Genomic DNA, 17046 nt, shown 5'->3' with positions numbered 1-17046 from the left:
ACGAGCACCTTGTCCGAGAACCTTGTCCAACAGATGCGAGCGCCGATCCTCAATTTGCTGCTGATTGCGAGCTGCGCCGGCACAAGCCTCGCACAAGCTCAGACGCAAGGTCAGACAATTGCACCGGCGCCTCAGACCGCAGCCATCTCGCCTGACGCAATCAAGCAGCGCGAGCAGGAGCTGGAAGCCGCGCGCGCCAGGCAGAAGAGCGCTGAGGAAGCGCAGGCCAAGCTGAAGGCCGAGATCGCCTCGCTCGGCCAGGACCGCACTCAGCTCAATCAGCAATTGATCGATACCGCCGCCAATGTCCGCACCGTCGAGACCAAGATCGACGAGGCCGAGGCGCGACTGAAGACGCTGAACGGCCGCGAGCAGCAGGCGCGCGCTTCGCTCGATTCGCGCCGCGCCGATATCGTCGAGGTGCTGGCGGCCTTGCAGCGCGCCGGACGGCGCACACCACCGGCGCTGCTGGTGCGGCCCGAGGATGCGCTGCAATCGCTGCGCACAGCCATTCTGCTCGGCGCCGTCGTGCCGGAGTTGCGCGGTCGCGCGGAAAAGATCGCAAGCGAGCTCGGCGAGCTCGTCGCCTTGCGCAAGAACATCGCGGCCGAGCGCGACCAGCTCGCCTCCGACCGTGACAACATCCGCAGCGACCAGACCCGGCTCGCCGCACTTGTCGACGAGCGGCAGCGCCAGCAGGCCTCGCGCGAAAAGGACCTCGACGCCGAGAATTCGCGCGCCATCACGCTGTCAAAGCAGGTCGGCGATCTCCAGGGCCTGATCGCCAAGATGGAGCAGGACCTGCAAAGCGCCGCCAAGGCGGCCGAGAAGGCCGCCGAGGCCGCCAAGCAGGCCGAGGCCAAGGAGGCCAAAGAAGCCAAGGCCGCGGCTGCGAATGCGGCGGCCAACGCCAAACCGGGCCCAGCCATCTTCAAGGACCGCTCCCGGACCAGCCCGGCCATCCTGTTCGCCTCGGCCAAGGGGCTCCTGCCGCTGCCGGTTAACGGTAACAAGATCAGGGACTTTGGCGGTTCCGACGGGGTCGGCGGGGTCCAGAAGGGTATTTCGCTGGCGACCAAGCCCGGCTCCCAGGTCACGACGCCGTGCGATGGCTGGGTCGTTTATGCCGGTCCGTTCCGCAGCTATGGACAACTCTTGATCCTCAATGCCGGGGGCGGGTATCATGTCCTGATCGCCGGGATGGAGCGCATTTCGGTAAACATCGGACAGTTTGTGCTCACTGGGGAGCCGGTCGCGACCATGGGGTCGACATCTCAAGTCGCCTCCATTCTCGCCACCAACGCGAGTCAACCTGTGCTGTATGTCGAGTTCCGCAAAGACGGCACTCCAATCGATCCAGGCCCATGGTGGGCCGCAAATGAAGGCGAGAAGGTTCGCGGATGATGCGCAAGACTTCAGTTATCCTCCTCAGCGCGGCCACCGGTGCGGCGCTGACGCTGTTCGTGACCCAGCCGCGCGCGGTGTTCATGGGCTCCAGCGCGCGAGCCGCGACGGCGGACACCTATCGCCAGCTCAATCTGTTCGGCGACGTCTTCGAGCGCGTGCGCTCCGACTATGTCGAAAAACCCGACGACACCAAGCTGATCGAATCCGCGATCAGCGGCATGCTCTCAGGTCTCGATCCGCATTCGAGCTACATGGACGCCAAGAGCTTCCGTGACATGCAGGTGCAGACCCGCGGCGAGTTCGGCGGCCTCGGCATCGAGGTCACGATGGAAGACGGCCTGATCAAGGTGGTCTCGCCGATCGACGATACGCCCGCCTCGCGCGCCGGCGTCATGGCCAACGACATCATTACCAATCTCGACGATGAAGCAGTTCAGGGCCTGACCCTGAACCAGGCGGTCGAGAAGATGCGCGGCCCCGTCAACACCAAGATCAAGCTCAAGATCATCCGCAAGGGCCAGGACAATCCGATCGACGTCACCCTGGTGCGCGACAACATCCGCGTCCGTTCGGTGCGCGCGCGCGTCGAGGCCGACGACATCGCCTATATCCGCATCACCACCTTCAACGAGCAGACCACCGAAGGCCTGAAGAAGGAGGTCGCGAACCTCTCTGGCCAGATCGGCGACAAGCTCAAGGGCTACATCATCGACCTCCGCAACAATCCGGGCGGCCTGCTCGAGGAGGCCGTGACCGTGTCCGACTCGTTCCTGGAGAAGGGCGAGATCGTGTCGACCCGCGGCCGCAATGCCGAGGAGACCCAGCGCCGCACCGCGCATGCTGGCGACCTCACCAAGGGCAAGCCTGTAATCGTGCTCGTCAACGGCGGTTCGGCCTCGGCCTCGGAAATCGTCGCCGGCGCGCTGCAGGACCACAAGCGCGCGACCATCGTCGGCACGCGCTCCTTCGGCAAGGGCTCGGTGCAGACCATCATCCCGCTCGGCTCGGGCAACGGCGCGCTGCGCCTGACCACGGCGCGCTACTACACGCCGTCGGGCAAGTCGATCCAGGCCAAGGGCATCGTGCCTGATATCGAAGTGCTCCAGGACGTGCCGGACGAGCTGAAGTCCCGCACCGACACCAAGGGCGAAGCTTCGCTGCGCGGCCACCTCAAGAACGACGGCGACGAGAAGACCGGTTCGCAATCCTACGTCCCGCCGGACGCCAAGGACGACAAGGCACTCAAGATGGCCGACGACCTGCTCCACGGCATCAAGAACAGCGCCAATGCGGCGCCGACGCCGGCGCCCGGCGCCACGACCGACAAGGCCGCGGCCGACAAGCCCAAGGCAGCAAACTAAGCGCAACCTCGGCAATTGATTGAAAAGGGCGGCTCCAGGAGTCGCCCTTTTTTGCTGCCGACCTTTTTGCTTGGAACTCCTGATCCCCCCGGCCTATCCCGGCCTGCCGCCACTTGACCTTGGCGTGGTATCGTCGGGTTGAGTGATTCGGGATCTCGCATGACTGAAACGGCCGATGATCTGAGCGCCCCGCTCGGACAGGACAAGCCGCGCCGGAAACGGCGGCTGCGGCTGCCGTTCACCGTCATGCAACTGCTGGCCGTCATGCTCGGCCTGTTCCTGGTCGCCTTTGCCGGTTTTGCCATCTTCAACAAGGACCCGCTCGGCGGCGAGCCGATGACGCGGATCGCGATTCGCGATCCCAAAGCCACCGACGAGAAGCCTGCGGCTTCCGGCCATGACCAGGCAGCCAAGCAAGAGAGCAAGCACGAGACCAAGGACGCGCCGAAGCAGGCCGGCGACCAGAAGACCATCACCATGATCGACGGCTCGACCGGCGCGCGCCATGACGTGGTGATCGGCGCGGGCGACGCCGCCGACAAGGGCGAGGCGGCTTCCGCGCCGCCGCCCGTCATGAACGGGATCGATCCAAAGCTGCTGGAGAAGTCCCGCTACGGCATGATCCCCGCGATCTCGGGCGACCTCAAGCCGTTCAACGTCTATGCCGCCGAGGCCGACCGCGCCAAGGCCGCGAAGATGCCTGTCGTGGCGATCGTGATCGGCGGCCTCGGCGTCGGCGCCGCCAAGACCACCGATGCGATCATGAAGCTGCCGGGCGCGGTGACGCTGGCCTTCACACCCTACGGCGCCGACCCCGGCAAGCTCGCCGAGCGGGCCCGCGCCCAGCGCCACGAGATCTTCCTGCAGATCCCGATGGAGCCCTACGACTTCCCCGACAACGATCCCGGCCCGCAGACGCTGCTGACCTCGCTCACCCCCGACCAGAACACCGACCGCCTGTACTGGCACCTCAGCCGGATGCAGGGCTATGCCGGCCTCACCAATTTCATGGGCGCCCGCTTCATCGCGACTGATGCGGCGATGCAGCCGATCATCCGCGAGGCCTCCAGGCGCGGCCTCGGCTTCTTCGATGACGGCTCCTCGCCCCGCAGCATCGCCTCACAGGCGGCCGGGAGCCTCGCGGTGCCGTTCGGCAAGGGCGACATCGCGCTCGACGCGGTGCCGACCCCGACCGAGATCGACCGCGCCCTGAACAAGCTGGAATCGACGGCACGAGAGCGCGGCGTCGCCATCGGCACGGCCTCGGCCCTGCCGGTCTCGATCGAACGGGTCGGCGCCTGGATCAAGACATTGAACGACCGGGGTATCCTATTGGTGCCATTGACAACCGCGATGCTGAAATCAAAATCCAGCTAAATCAAAGAATTGGTACGGCAGGGCTTCCCGATGGCCCGGCCGGTAGCACGCGAGAGGTTTGGTGGAATGGCGCGTTATGAGGATCTGCCCTACCGAACCTGCGTCGGGGTGATGTTGCTCAACACTGAAGGCCTGGTGTTCATCGGTCGTCGCGCCGGTGGCATCGAGCATGTCGACGACAGCCATGTCTGGCAGATGCCGCAGGGCGGGGTCGATCCCGGCGAGGACAATTGGGAAGCCGCCAAGCGCGAGCTCTATGAAGAGACCAGCGTGCGCTCGATCGAGCGACTAGGCGAGGTGCCGGACTGGCTGATCTACGACATCCCGCGCACGGTCGCGGGGCGCGCCTGGAAGGGCCGCTATCGCGGCCAGCGCCAGAGGTGGTTCGCGGTGCGCTTCACCGGCAAGGACAGCGAGATCAATGTCGAGAAGCCCGGCGGCGGCGGCCACAAGGCCGAATTCGTCAGCTGGCGCTGGGAGCCGATGAAGAACCTCCCCTCACTGATCATCCCGTTCAAGCGTCCGGTCTATGAGCGCGTGGTGAAGGAATTTTCCGCACTCGCGGACGGCTAAATGATTTGCCGTCGTTCCGGAGCGATGCGACAGCATCGCATCATGGTGCGCAATCGCGCATCTGGGAACCTCGAGATTCCGGCTTCGCGCTTCGCGCGTCCCGGAATGACGAAAGATGCAGCAGTGACCAACGAAAAACCCTACCGTCCCAATGTCGGCATCGCGCTGTTCAATGCCGACGGCTGCGTGCTGGTCGGGCACCGCTTCAAGGGCGACGGCCCGGAGATCATCCTGCCCGGACTCGACTGGCAGATGCCGCAAGGCGGCGTCGACGAGGGTGAGGTCTTGCGCGATGCGGCCATGCGCGAGCTCTGGGAGGAGACCAATGTCGTCAGCGCCTGTTATCTCGGCGAGACCGATTGGCTCACTTACGAATTCCCGCCCTATGACGGACCGCAGACGCACCGGTTGGCGAAATTTCGTGGCCAGCGCCAAAAATGGTTCGCGCTGCGCTTCACCGGTCAGGATGACGAGATCGACCCGCTGACGCCGCGCAACGGCCAGCCCGCCGAGTTCGATGCGTGGCGCTGGGAGCGCCTCGACCGCGTCGCCGACATCGTGGTGCCGTTCCGCCGCCAGGTCTACCGGGCGGTGGCGCAAGAGTTCGCGCCCTTCGCCAAATGAAGACGCGACAACAACCCCGTGCACAGTAGAACGGGGATTGCGGGCGAAATGCGCGGTGGTCGAAACCAAGCCGCGGACAAATCGGGCGAAATCAGAGCAATCGCGCTACGCTCGCGCTAATTCAGCGGCCCCACCGTGAATGGGCCGACCGCGATCACGTGGCAGTCGCTGTCGTGCTTGCCGCAGTCGGCGAGCGCGCCGCTGATCGCGGTCTGCTCCTCGGCGGCCTTCAGGCCGAGGCCGGGGCGGCCGGCGGTGCCGACCGCGACCGCATTCCAGCCCATGGCGTCGCCGAGCTTGCGCACGACTTCATCGCGCGCATCGGCCACGATCGAGGGATTGGTCGCGGCGTGGAAGAAGCCGGTGACCCTGAGCAGGGTCGGGACCGGCACGACGAAGACGTCGTCGACCGCCACGGTCATGCAGGCAGCGCCCGCGATCGCGCCGCAGGATTCCAGCGAGCGTCGCGCGGCATCGTCGACCGAGGTCGCTCCCAGCGCCATGAAATATTGTCCGCCCGGACCGAGCGCGACCGAACGTGATTTCGCCGCCTGCATGTAAATGTTTTCGAGTCTGGTTCTGGCTTGCTCGCGCACCATTGGAAAATCTTTCGGCGCAAACGCGCGCTCGGTGATGGCGTCGTGCCGAAACCAGGGCTGCGGCGGCATCGGCGGACCACCGTGGCTGTAGACCACCTTGTTGCCGACCGCATAGAGCTCGCAACGCCGCGGCGATTGCGCGGCGTCCGCGCGCTTCTGGCATTGGTCGACCGCGCCGTTGCGCGCGGCCTCCTCGGTCGGCTGATTGAGCGCCGTGCCGAAGAACCCGCCGATGTTCAAGGCATAAGCCTTGTGATCTCCAGCGGCCGCGTATTCGTTGCTGAGAAAGGCACGCTGGCGCTCGCCGATGAACGGCACCGCCTCCACCGCGATCTTGCCGGTGGAGGCAGCGGGCGATGACGGGATCGGCGTCGGTGTCGCGGCAGCCGTTTGGGTCGGCGCCGATGTCGGGGTCGGCGAAGGTGCCGGCGCCTTTGCAGCCATCGTCGGCGTCGGGTTGGGTGACGGCGCAGTGACCGGCCTCGACGCGGGTGCAGCGGCCGTGGACGTTGCCGGGCTGGACGTGACGTGTGAGGTCTCGAGCTTGGTGAAATACAGGAAGCCGCCGACGCCGATGGCGACGACGGAGACCACGCCGACCACCAGCGGCCACATCCAGTTCGGCGCAGGCGCAGCCTTGGCGACTTTCTTCACTTGCGGCGTTGCGTAAGTCCCGTCCTCGCGCCGCATCGCGACCATGTAGGCGTGCACCGGCGTCGGGATGTTCTTGACTTCCTGCGCGCCGATATCGGCGAACTGCACCGACAGCTTGTTGGCAACCTGCTCGTGCACGGCGCGGGAGACGCAGATGCCGCCGACTTCAGCCAAACCCTCGAGCCGAGCCGCGATGTTGACGCCGTCGCCGAGCAGATCGCCATCGCGCTCGACGACGTCGCCGATGGTGATGCCGATACGAAACGACATCTGCCGGCTCGGCGGATAGGCCATGTTGCGGGTTCGCAAGCTCTCCTGGATGTCGATCGCGCAGCGCACCGCGTCGACCGCACTCGGGAATTCCGCGAGCACGGCATCGCCTGCGGTGTTGAAGATGCGGCCGCTCGCCTTTGCGATGAAATCGTCGATGACCTCGCGGTAGGACGCCAGACGCCGCAGCGTCTCTTCCTCGTCCTCCGCAACGAGCCTCGAGTAGCCGGCAATATCAGCCGCGAAAATCGCCGCGATCTTGCGTTTCATCTGCACCCAGCCCTGGAACAAATCTGCGGGCGCAGAATGCCGCCATCTCCGGCGCGGTGCAACAAAGTTTCAGCGCCCGCCACTTCCGTAACGAGCGCTGATTTTGTTGCAGAATTCTGAAAGGCCGCGCGGCGCGACGCGGGCGCGACGCAGCGTCAGTGCATCGCCGTCGTGTTGAGCTCCTGCTGGATGCTCTTGTAGTGGTCGAGCCGCGCAATCGCGAGATCGAGCTCGGAGCCTTCGTGCTCTGAAAGCTTCTCCTGCATTTCCGCGATCTTGTCGGCGAACTGCGCCCGATCGAGTTCGTCCAGCGAGGTCGCGACGTCAGCGAGCACGGTGAGACGATCGTCGGAAACTTCCGCAAGGCCGCCGAGCACGATGACCTTCTGCTTCTGGCCGCCGGAGATGATGGTCAGGATACCCGGCCGCACCGCAGCCACGAAAGGAGCATGCCCGGCGAGCACGCCGAAATCGCCTTCCCAGCCGGGGACGTCGACCTGATCGACCTCGCCCGAGAAGGCGAGCTTTTCCGGAGAGACGAGATCGAAGTGGAAGGTGGCCATAACAAACCTGCGAATGGTGAGTAGCGAATGGCGAGAGGCAGACGAGGGAGCAGCTATTCGCCACTCCCCATCAGCAATTCGCCAGCTTAGGCGGCTTCCGCCGCCAGCTTCTTGCCCTTCTCGACCGCCTCTTCGATGGTGCCGACCATGTAGAAGGCGGCTTCCGGCAGGTGGTCATACTTGCCTTCCACCAGGCCCTTGAAGCCCTTGATGGTGTCGGCGAGATCGACGAACTTGCCCGGCGAACCCGTGAAGATTTCGGCGACGTGGAACGGCTGCGACATGAAGCGCTCGACCTTGCGGGCGCGGGCCACGGTCAGCTTGTCCTCTTCCGAAAGCTCGTCCATGCCGAGAATGGCGATGATGTCCTGGAGCGCCTTGTAGCGCTGCAGCACCTGCTGGACCTGACGGGCGACCGAATAGTGCTCCTCGCCGACGACCAGCGGGGAGAGCATGCGCGAGGTCGAGTCGAGCGGGTCCACCGCCGGATAGATGCCCTTTTCAGCGATCGAGCGCGACAGCGTCGTGGTCGCGTCCAAGTGGGCGAACGAGGTCGCCGGCGCCGGGTCGGTCAAGTCGTCGGCCGGAACGTAGATGGCCTGCACCGAGGTGATCGAGCCCTTCTGCGTGGTGGTGATGCGCTCCTGCAGCGCGCCCATGTCGGTCGCGAGCGTCGGCTGATAACCCACGGCCGAGGGAATACGACCCAAGAGCGCCGACACTTCCGAGCCGGCCTGGGTGAAGCGGAAGATGTTGTCGACGAAGAACAGCACGTCCTGCCCCTTGTCGCGGAAGTCTTCCGCGATGGTCAGACCGGTGAGCGCGACGCGGGCGCGGGCGCCCGGGGGCTCGTTCATCTGGCCGAACACCAGCGCGCACTTCGACTTCACGCTCGGATCGGGATTCTTCGGATCGGCGTTGACCTTGGACTCGATGAACTCGTGATAGAGGTCGTTGCCCTCGCGGGTGCGCTCGCCGACGCCGGCGAACACGGAGTAACCACCGTGCGCCTTCGCGACGTTGTTGATCAGCTCCTGAATCAGCACGGTCTTGCCGACGCCGGCGCCGCCGAACAGGCCGATCTTGCCGCCCTTGGCATAGGGAGCGAGCAGGTCGACGACCTTGATGCCGGTGACGAGAATTTCAGCCTCGGTGGACTGGTCGGTGTAGGTCGGCGCTTCCTGGTGGATCGCGCGCAGGCCTTCGGTCTTGACGGGACCAGCTTCGTCGATCGGCTCGCCGATGACGTTGATGATGCGGCCGAGCGTGCCTTCGCCGACGGGAACGCGGATCGGCGAACCGGTGTCGGTCACTTCCTGGCCGCGGACCAGACCTTCGGTGGTGTCCATCGCGATGGTGCGGACGGTGGACTCACCGAGATGCTGGGCGACTTCGAGCACCAGGCGGTTGCCGCCGTTCTTGGTCTCGAGCGAGTTGAGAATGGCCGGGAGGTGGCCTTCGAACTGCACGTCGACGACGGCGCCGATGACCTGGGTGACGCGACCGACCTGGGCTGCCATTGAATGTCTCCTTCGATCCGAACTAGTAAGCCACGGTCAATCGACCGGGATGTTGCATTGATGGGTACCGATGCGTCCTGGCTAGACGGCTTCGGCGCCCGAGATGATTTCGATCAGTTCCTTGGTGATCTGCGCCTGACGCGTACGGTTGTAGACCAGCGTCTGCTTGCGGATCATCTCACCGGCGTTGCGCGTCGCGTTGTCCATCGCACTCATCTGCGCGCCGTAGAACGAGGCGTTGTTCTCGAGCAGCGCACGGAAGATCTGGACCGCAAGGTTGCGCGGCAGAAGACGGGTGAGAATCTCGTCCTCCTCCGGCTCGTATTCGTAAGACGTCGTGTTGGCGGCCGCGCCCTCCTCGACGACCAGCGGAATGACCTGCTGGGCGGTCGGGACCTGCGCGATCACCGAGCGGAAGCGCGAGTAGAACAGCGTGCAGACGTCGAACTCGCCGTTGTCGAACCGCGCCAGAACCTTCTTGGCGATGTCCTCCGCGTTGACGAAGCCGAGCTGACGCACGCTGCGCAGGTCGAGATGCTCGACGATCTGCTTGTCGAACAGGCGGCGCAGCTGCTCGTAGCCCTTGCGGCCAACGCAGAAGAATTTCACTTCCTTGCCCTGCGCCATCAGCGCCTGGGCACGTTCGCGGGCGAGACGCACGATCGACGAGTTGAAGGCGCCGGACAGGCCGCGCTCGCCGGTGCAGACCAGCAGCAAGTGAACCTGGTCGCGGCCGGTGCCGGCCAGCAGCGTCGGCGCGCCGGGCGATCCCGCAGCAGCGCTGGCGATGTTGGAGATCACCGCGCTCATCTTGTCGGCATAGGGACGTGCAGCTTCCGCGGCGGTCTGCGCGCGGCGCAGCTTCGAAGCCGCGACCATCTGCATGGCCTTGGTGATCTTTTGCGTCGCCTTGGTGGAGGCGATGCGGACGCGCATGTCTTTAAGTGACGCCATTCTTCGTCCCCGACGATCCGACCCTCTGGCCTGATCGCAAACCTATCCAGTCGTCATGCCCGGGCTCGTCCCGGGCATCCACGTGGTGCCTCACACGCCGATAGGCGCGGATGGCCGGGACCAAGCCCGGCCGTGACGGCACTTACGCGAAGCTCTTCGCGAAACCTTCGACCACCGACTTCAGCTTGGCAGCGGTGTCGTCGGAGAGATCGCGGCTGTCGCGGATCGAATTGAGGATCTCGACGTTCTTGCCGCGCAGCAGCGAGAGCAGACCATCCTCGAACGCGCGCACCTTGTTGACCGGGAGCGGATCGAGATAGCCGTTGGTGCCGGCCCAGATCACGCAGACCTGCTCTTCCATCTTCAGCGGCGAGAACTGCGGCTGCTTCAGGAGCTCGGTCAGGCGCGAACCGCGGTTCAGCAGGCGCTGGGTCGAGGCGTCGAGATCGGAGCCGAACTGCGCGAAAGCCGCCATTTCGCGGTACTGCGCGAGCTCGCCCTTGATCTTGCCGGCGACCTTCTTGGTGGCCTTGGTCTGCGCGGACGAACCCACGCGCGACACCGACAGACCGACGTTCACCGCAGGACGGATGCCCTGGAAGAACAGGTCGGTTTCCAGGAAGATCTGGCCGTCGGTGATCGAGATGACGTTGGTCGGAATGTAGGCCGACACGTCGTTGGCCTGGGTTTCGATCACGGGCAGCGCGGTCAGCGAGCCCGAGCCCTGGTCCTTGTTCAGCTTCGCCGCACGCTCGAGCAGGCGGGAGTGCAGATAGAATACGTCGCCCGGATAGGCTTCGCGGCCCGGCGGGCGGCGCAGCAGCAGCGACATCTGGCGGTAGGCGACGGCCTGCTTGGACAGATCGTCATAGATGATGACGGCGTGCATGCCGTTGTCGCGGAAATACTCGCCCATGGTGCAACCGGTGAACGGCGCGATGTACTGCATCGGCGCCGGATCCGAGGCGGTGGCGGCGACGATGATCGAGTATTCGAGCGCGCCCTGCTCTTCCAGCACCTTCACGAACTGTGCGACGGTCGAACGCTTCTGGCCGATCGCGACGTAGACGCAGTACAGCTTGATGTTCTCGTCCGGCTGCGCGTTGAGCGGCTTCTGGTTCAGGATGGTGTCGAGCGCGATCGCGGTCTTGCCGGTCTGACGGTCGCCGATGATCAGCTCGCGCTGGCCGCGGCCGATCGGGATCAGGGCGTCGATCGCCTTGAGGCCGGTCGCCATCGGCTCGCTCACCGACTTGCGCGGAATGATGCCGGGCGCCTTGACGTCGACGCGCATACGCTTGTCGGCCTGGATCGGGCCCTTGCCGTCGATCGGGTTGCCGAGCGCGTCGACGACGCGGCCGAGCAGGCCCTTGCCGACCGGCGCGTCCACGATGGCGCGGGTGCGCTTGACGGTCTGGCCTTCCTTAATTTCACGGTCGGCACCGAAAATAACAACACCGACGTTGTCGGTTTCGAGGTTCAGCGCCATGCCGCGGGTGCCGTTCTCGAACTCGACCATTTCACCGGCCTGGACGTTGTCCAGACCGTAGACGCGAGCGATACCGTCGCCGACGGACAGCACCTGTCCGACTTCGGAGACTTCAGCTTCCTGGCCGAAATTCTTGATCTGGTCCTTGAGGATCGCGGAAATTTCCGCGGCGCGGATGTCCATCAGCCTGCCTCTTTCATCGCGTGCTTGATCGAATTGAGTTTGGTGCGAAGCGAACTATCGATCATGCGGCTGCCAAGCTTCACGACGAGGCCACCGATGATCGAGGGATCGATCTTCACGTTGAGCGCGACGTCCTTGCCGGTCACCGACTTCAGGGCAACCTTGAGAGCGTCGAGATTCTTGTCCGAGAGCGCTTCCGCGACCGTGACATCCGCAGTCGCCTCGCCCTTGAACTTGGCAACGAGGGCGCGATAGGCGCGGATGACGTCAGCCACCGCGAACAGGCGGCGGTTGGCGGTCAGCACTTTGAGGAAATTGGCGGTGATGCCGGCGATGCCGGCCTTGTCCAGAACGGCCGAAAGGGCCCTGGACTGGGCATCGGCCGCGAAAACCGGGCTGCGGACGAGGCGCTTCAGATCGGCGCTTTCGGTCAATAGCCCCTCGAACCTCTCGAGATCGGCCTTGACCTCGTCGACCACTTTCTGGTCACGAGCCAGTTCAAACAAGGCCGTTGCATAACGGCCCGACACACCTGAAACGGACGTATCTTCTGCAGCCACAGACGCGCTCTTTTAGCTGTCAAATTCGCAAGGGAAAAACCGTCGCCACGAAGCGGCGCCTAGCGATCCAAGCCCTTGGAATTCAAGCGGGACTTCGATTTTCGACCAGCACGGGAAGTGCCGGGCTCGTTAAAATCGCGGCTTTGCTAACATAGCAGGCGCGCACGTGCAACATGACGCCAAATTAAAGGCACGACGATCTGTCGCCAGTTCGTCGCACGTCGCGAGCAGCTCATCGCGACCGCTGCGACGGCCTGCCATGCCACGGAATTGCCGCGAGCCTTTCCTCCGGGAGCCCACCCTTTCGTTCCTGCTCTCAGCGCATAGCCGCCATGAACACGGCTCGCTGAGCCGTGACCATGGTCGGACAGGAACCGCCCGCCGAATACTTACCCAATTCTAAACGTGAAGAGTAACAACTTCGCTTTACAGTATTCACAAGTAATAGATCAGTTAACAAATCGTTAAAGTGAAAGATTACGGAACATCGGCTGAATATCGATTCAGATCACAAGATATTTCATGACGACACGGATCGGATTTACTGCCCAATTCATGCCTCATTGGGAATCGAAACGCCAACCCGCTCACAAACTGATGGGGGCTCCACTAGCCACATATGTGGCAATACTAGCGTAGGGACCACTAAATGCTGTCTTTGAAGACGCTGGGCACCGTGACCCGGCCGCGTACGGCGATCGCTTTCGTCGCTGCAACTCTCCTCATCGGTGGAACTGCCACCGAAGCTTCCGCCAAATCCAGGCATCACCACCGGGGTTCTCACCACCACCGCCACCAGGACCAGGACGCTTCCAACGCGACCTGCGATTGGCGCAATGCCAATGCGTCGATGACACCGTCGTCCGGCACCGGTCGCAGCTTCTCCGGCATGGCCTCCTATTACGGCAACGAGTCCGGCAGCCGCACCGCCTCGGGCGCGCGCTTCAACCAGAACGCCCTGACCGCGGCGCACCGTACCCTGCCGTTCGGCACCAAGGTTCGTGTGACCCATGGCGGCCAGAGCGTCATCGTCACCATCAATGACCGTGGCCCGTTCGTTCGCGGCCGCGTGCTCGACCTCTCCACCGGTGCCGCCCGCGCCATCGGCCTCACCGGTGCCGGCGTCGGCCGCGTCACGGCGGAAGTCGTCTCCTAACGGCGCAAACAGCGCCGCGCGTGAAAAGAGCCCGCTGTCCCGGGGGACGGCGGGCTTTTTTGTTGTGTGCTGTCATTCCGGGGCGCGACGAAGTCGCGAACCCGGAATCCATTCATCCACCAACTCTGCCGCCCGATGGATTCCGGGCTCGCGCTGCGCGCGCCCCGGAATGACAGTGGGGCTACAAAAAGCTCTGCGGATCGACGTCAACCTCGAGCTTCTGGTTGCCCTTCGGCTTCGGGCACACCGCGAGCCAGTTGCGCAAATAATCCGACAGATCAAACCCGCGCGCCGATTTCACCAGGATGCGGAAGCGGTAGCGGCCCTTGATGACGGCGAGCGGGGCTTCGGCGGGGCCAAGCACCACCACGCGCTCGTCGCGCGGCGCGAGCGAAACGAGCTTGCGGCCGAGGCCTTCCGCGCTCGGACGATCGCCGGCGGAAATGATCAGGCTGGCGAGGCGTCCGAACGGCGGATAGAGCGTGCGTTCGCGCAGGTCGATCTCGCTGTCGTAGAAGGCTTCGCGATCGCAGGCGATCAGCGCCTTCATGACCGGATGATCGGGCTGGTGCGTTTGCAGATAGCCGACGCCGCGGCCCTGCTCGCGGCCGGCGCGGCCGATCACCTGGTTGAGCAATTGCCAGGTGCGTTCCGCCGCGCGCGGATCGCCGTTGGAGAGGCCGAGATCCGCATCGATCACGCCGACCAGATTGAGCCGCGGGAAATTGTGGCCCTTGGCAACGAGCTGCGTGCCGATGATGATGTCGACGCGGCCTTCCGCGATCTCGGCAAGCTCGGAGCGCATCGTCTCGATCGAGGTGATGAGATCGCTCGACAGCACCATGGTGCGCGCATCAGGGAACAGCGCGGCCGCTTCCTCCTGCAGGCGTTCGACGCCGGGGCCGACGGCGACCAGCGATTCCTCGGCGGCACAATGCGGACAGGTTGGGGGCCGCGGCATCGAGAAGCCGCAATGGTGACAGACGAGGCGCTGGCGAAAGCGGTGATCGACCAGCCAGGCATCGCAGATGGTGCAGGCGAAGCGATGGCCGCAAGCACGGCACAGCGTCAGCGGCGCATAGCCGCGACGATTGAGAAACAGCAGCGCCTGCTCGCGCTTCTCGATCGCTTTTCTGATCTCTGACGCCAGCCGCGGCGAGATATAGCGGCCGCGCGCCGGCGGCTCGCGGCGCAGGTCGATGGCCTCGATATGCGGCATGTGCTGGCCGCCGAAGCGCGACGGCAGCGCAACGCGCTGATAGCGGTTCTTGCGCGCGTTGACCTCCGACTCGACCGAGGGCGTGGCGGACGCCAGCACGATCGGGATTTTTGCGATATGCGCGCGCACCACCGCCATGTCGCGGGCGTGATAATGCACGCCCTCGTCCTGCTTGTAGGCCTGGTCGTGCTCTTCGTCGACGACGATGAGGCCGAGATTGGCGTAGGGCAGAAACAGCGCCGAGCGCGCGCCGACCACGACCGGCGCGGTGCCTTCGGAAATCGCCGCCCAATTGCGCGCGCGGGTGCGCGGTGTCAGCTCGGAATGCCATTCGATCGGGCGCACGCCAAAGCGCTGCGCGAAACGATCGAGGAACTGACCGGTCAGCGCGATCTCCGGCATCAGGATCAGCGACTGCTTGCCGCGGCGGATGGTTTCGGCGACGGCCTCGAAATAGACCTCGGTCTTGCCGGAGCCGGTGACGCCGTCGAGCAGCGCGACGTGAAAGGTGCCGTTGGCAGCGAGCGCGCGCATAGCATCGACGCCGGCGCGCTGCAGCGGCGAAAAATCCGGCCGGCCGAACTCCGGATCGGGGACCGGCGGCGGGGGCGGCGGCGGCATCGGCTCGACCGTCAGCGTGCCCTCGTCGACGAGGCCGTCGATCACGCCGGCGGAGACGCCGGCCTCCTTGGCGGCCTCGGATTTGCCGTGCAGCAGCCGATCCGACAGCACCTCGATGACGCGCGCCCGCGCCGGTGTCAGCCGCCGCGGAGGATCGCCTGTTAGCCGCACGCCGGCGCGGACGCGCTCGGGGCCGAGATTCTCGCCCATGCGCAGGCACATGCGCAGCACCATGCCGCGCGGGCTCAGCGTGTAATTGGCAACCCAGTCGACAACAGCGCGCAGCTCGGGCTTCAGCGAGGCAACATCGAGCTTCTCGCTGACCTCCTTGAGGCGATTGTGCAGGCGCGGATCGGGATTGGCGTTCTCGCCCCAGACCACGGCGAGCACCTCGCGCGGCCCGAGCGGCACGCCGACGAGATCGCCCGCCTTCAGCTCCATGCCGCGCGGCACCTTGTAGGAATAGGTCTGGTCGAGCGCGACCGGCACCAGCACGTCGACCATGCGGGTCGCGTTGGCGGAGGCGGTGTGGCGCGGCGAATGGTCCATGCGAGGAGAATCGGAACCCGGGGGCCTCAAGGCTAACGCCCTGAGGCGGCCTTAGCGAACGATAAACTGATGTGATGCGATATACTGTGCGGAATCACCACGTCCAGAGCGCATGAGCAAAGCGGCCGCCCCCCAGATCGAGCTCGCCAGCGCCGATCCCTCGATCGCGCAGGAGATGGCGCGCTGGCTGTCGCATCTCGGCGCCGAGCGCCGGCTGTCGCCGAAGACGCTGGAAGCCTATGGCCGGGACTTGCGGCAATGCCTGGATTTCCTCTGCGCGCATTGGGGCGAGCGCGTGACGCTGGAACGCTTCGCTTCGCTCGAAGCGACTGACGTCCGTGCCTTCATGGCGATGCGCCGCGCCGATGATATTGCCGGCCGCTCCCTGATGCGCGCGCTGGCGGGCCTGCGCTCCTTCGGCCGCTTCCTGGAGCGCGAAGGCAAGGGCAAGGTCGGCGCGCTCTCCGCGATCCGCGCGCCGAAGGTCGCAAAAACCTTGCCGAAGCCGCTGCCGATGGCGTCGGCAAAACGCCTGGCTGACGCCGACGAGCGCGCCGGCGAGGAGCGCGAGACCTGGATCCTGGTGCGCGACGCCGCGGTGATGGCGCTGCTCTATGGTTCGGGCCTACGCATCTCCGAGGCGCTCGGCTTGAAGCGCCGCGAGGTGCCGAAATCAGGTGAAGGCGACGTGCTCGTCGTGACGGGCAAAGGCAACAAGACGCGCATGGTGCCGGTGCTGCAGAATGTGCTGGCACTGATCGACGAATATGTCGCCATATGTCCGTATACGCTACCGCCTGAGGGGCCGATCTTCGTCGGCGCGCGCGGTGGTCCCTTGAGCCCGCGCATCATCCAGCTCGCGATGGAGCGGCTGCGCGGCGCGCTGGGCTTGCCCGACAGCGCCACGCCGCATGCGCTCCGCCATTCCTTCGCCACGCACCTGCTCTCGCGCGGCGGCGATTTGCGCGCGATCCAGGAATTGCTCGGCCATTCCTCGCTCTCGACCACGCAGATCTATACCGGCATCGATTCCGAGCGGCTGCTCGAGGTCTATGCGAACGCGCATCCACGGCGCTGAAGGGCTCGCTGAATCCTGA

Annotated in this window: 14 protein-coding genes; 7 read left to right on the top strand and 7 right to left on the bottom strand. The window is 65.0% G+C overall.

Annotation, left to right across the window (positions count from 1 at the left end):
* Positions 1–33: 33 nt before the first annotated feature.
* From L6639_RS10205 to L6639_RS10185, 5 genes are all read left to right on the top strand, one after another.
* On the top strand, positions 34–1404 hold the full coding sequence (locus L6639_RS10205; protein ID WP_237861319.1) for a murein hydrolase activator EnvC family protein: 1371 nt from the start codon (positions 34–36) through the stop codon (positions 1402–1404).
* A complete protein-coding gene (locus tag L6639_RS10200; RefSeq protein ID WP_237861243.1) occupies positions 1401–2768 on the top strand; it encodes a S41 family peptidase in 1368 nt (455 codons plus the stop codon). The genes L6639_RS10205 and L6639_RS10200 overlap by 4 nt, the downstream gene beginning before the upstream one ends.
* 159 nt (positions 2769–2927) lie before the next feature.
* Positions 2928–4145: a divergent polysaccharide deacetylase family protein gene (locus L6639_RS10195; RefSeq protein ID WP_237861242.1), complete on the top strand. Its 1218-nt coding sequence runs from the start codon at positions 2928–2930 to the stop codon at positions 4143–4145.
* Between the two features lie 66 nt (positions 4146–4211).
* Positions 4212–4718, top strand: a complete 507-nt coding sequence (locus L6639_RS10190) for an RNA pyrophosphohydrolase (RefSeq protein WP_237861241.1) — start codon at positions 4212–4214, stop codon at positions 4716–4718.
* 123 nt (positions 4719–4841) lie between these two features.
* Positions 4842–5342 (top strand): RNA pyrophosphohydrolase, encoded by a 501-nt coding sequence (locus tag L6639_RS10185; protein WP_237861240.1) that lies wholly within the window; start codon positions 4842–4844, stop codon positions 5340–5342.
* A 116-nt stretch (positions 5343–5458) separates the two neighbouring features.
* Here the strand turns inward: L6639_RS10185 and L6639_RS10180 are convergent, their stop codons facing one another.
* From L6639_RS10180 to L6639_RS10155, 6 genes are all read right to left on the bottom strand, one after another.
* A complete protein-coding gene (locus L6639_RS10180; RefSeq protein ID WP_237861239.1) occupies positions 5459–7135 on the bottom strand; it encodes an adenylate/guanylate cyclase domain-containing protein in 1677 nt (558 codons plus the stop codon).
* A gap of 155 nt (positions 7136–7290) precedes the next feature.
* A complete protein-coding gene (locus L6639_RS10175) occupies positions 7291–7698 on the bottom strand; it encodes a F0F1 ATP synthase subunit epsilon (RefSeq protein WP_237861236.1) in 408 nt (135 codons plus the stop codon).
* Positions 7699–7784: 86 nt separating this feature from the next.
* Complete coding sequence (atpD, locus tag L6639_RS10170) at positions 7785–9218, bottom strand: F0F1 ATP synthase subunit beta (protein WP_237861235.1); 1434 nt, start codon at positions 9216–9218, stop codon at positions 7785–7787.
* Between the two features lie 81 nt (positions 9219–9299).
* On the bottom strand, positions 9300–10172 hold the full coding sequence (locus L6639_RS10165; protein WP_237861234.1) for a F0F1 ATP synthase subunit gamma: 873 nt from the start codon (positions 10170–10172) through the stop codon (positions 9300–9302).
* 142 nt (positions 10173–10314) lie between these two features.
* Positions 10315–11844 carry a F0F1 ATP synthase subunit alpha gene (gene atpA, locus L6639_RS10160; protein WP_237861232.1) on the bottom strand — a complete coding sequence of 510 codons (1530 nt, stop codon included), beginning with the start codon at positions 11842–11844 and terminating at the stop codon, positions 10315–10317.
* Positions 11844–12404, bottom strand: a complete 561-nt coding sequence (locus tag L6639_RS10155; protein ID WP_237861231.1) for a F0F1 ATP synthase subunit delta — start codon at positions 12402–12404, stop codon at positions 11844–11846. The genes atpA and L6639_RS10155 overlap by 1 nt, the downstream gene beginning before the upstream one ends.
* 649 nt (positions 12405–13053) lie before the next feature.
* On the opposite strand from L6639_RS10155, the gene L6639_RS10150 reads away from it, so the two are divergent.
* On the top strand, positions 13054–13560 hold the full coding sequence (locus L6639_RS10150; RefSeq protein ID WP_237861229.1) for a septal ring lytic transglycosylase RlpA family protein: 507 nt from the start codon (positions 13054–13056) through the stop codon (positions 13558–13560).
* Positions 13561–13741: 181 nt separating this feature from the next.
* On the opposite strand, the gene L6639_RS10145 is transcribed toward L6639_RS10150, so the two are convergent.
* The gene (locus L6639_RS10145) at positions 13742–15949 is read right to left on the bottom strand and encodes a primosomal protein N' (protein ID WP_237861227.1); all 2208 of its coding nucleotides are present in this window, start codon (positions 15947–15949) and stop codon (positions 13742–13744) included.
* A gap of 112 nt (positions 15950–16061) precedes the next feature.
* Between L6639_RS10145 and L6639_RS10140 the strand changes: the two genes are divergently transcribed.
* Complete coding sequence (locus L6639_RS10140) at positions 16062–17027, top strand: tyrosine recombinase XerC (RefSeq protein WP_237861226.1); 966 nt, start codon at positions 16062–16064, stop codon at positions 17025–17027.
* The last annotated feature ends 19 nt before the right edge of the window (positions 17028–17046 follow it).

The sequence above is a fragment of the Bradyrhizobium zhengyangense genome (genome assembly GCF_022012555.1).
Lineage (GTDB): Bacteria > Pseudomonadota > Alphaproteobacteria > Rhizobiales > Xanthobacteraceae > Bradyrhizobium > Bradyrhizobium zhengyangense.
Note: the sequence above shows the minus strand (reverse complement) of the source record. Positions and strands in the feature narration are given on the sequence as shown.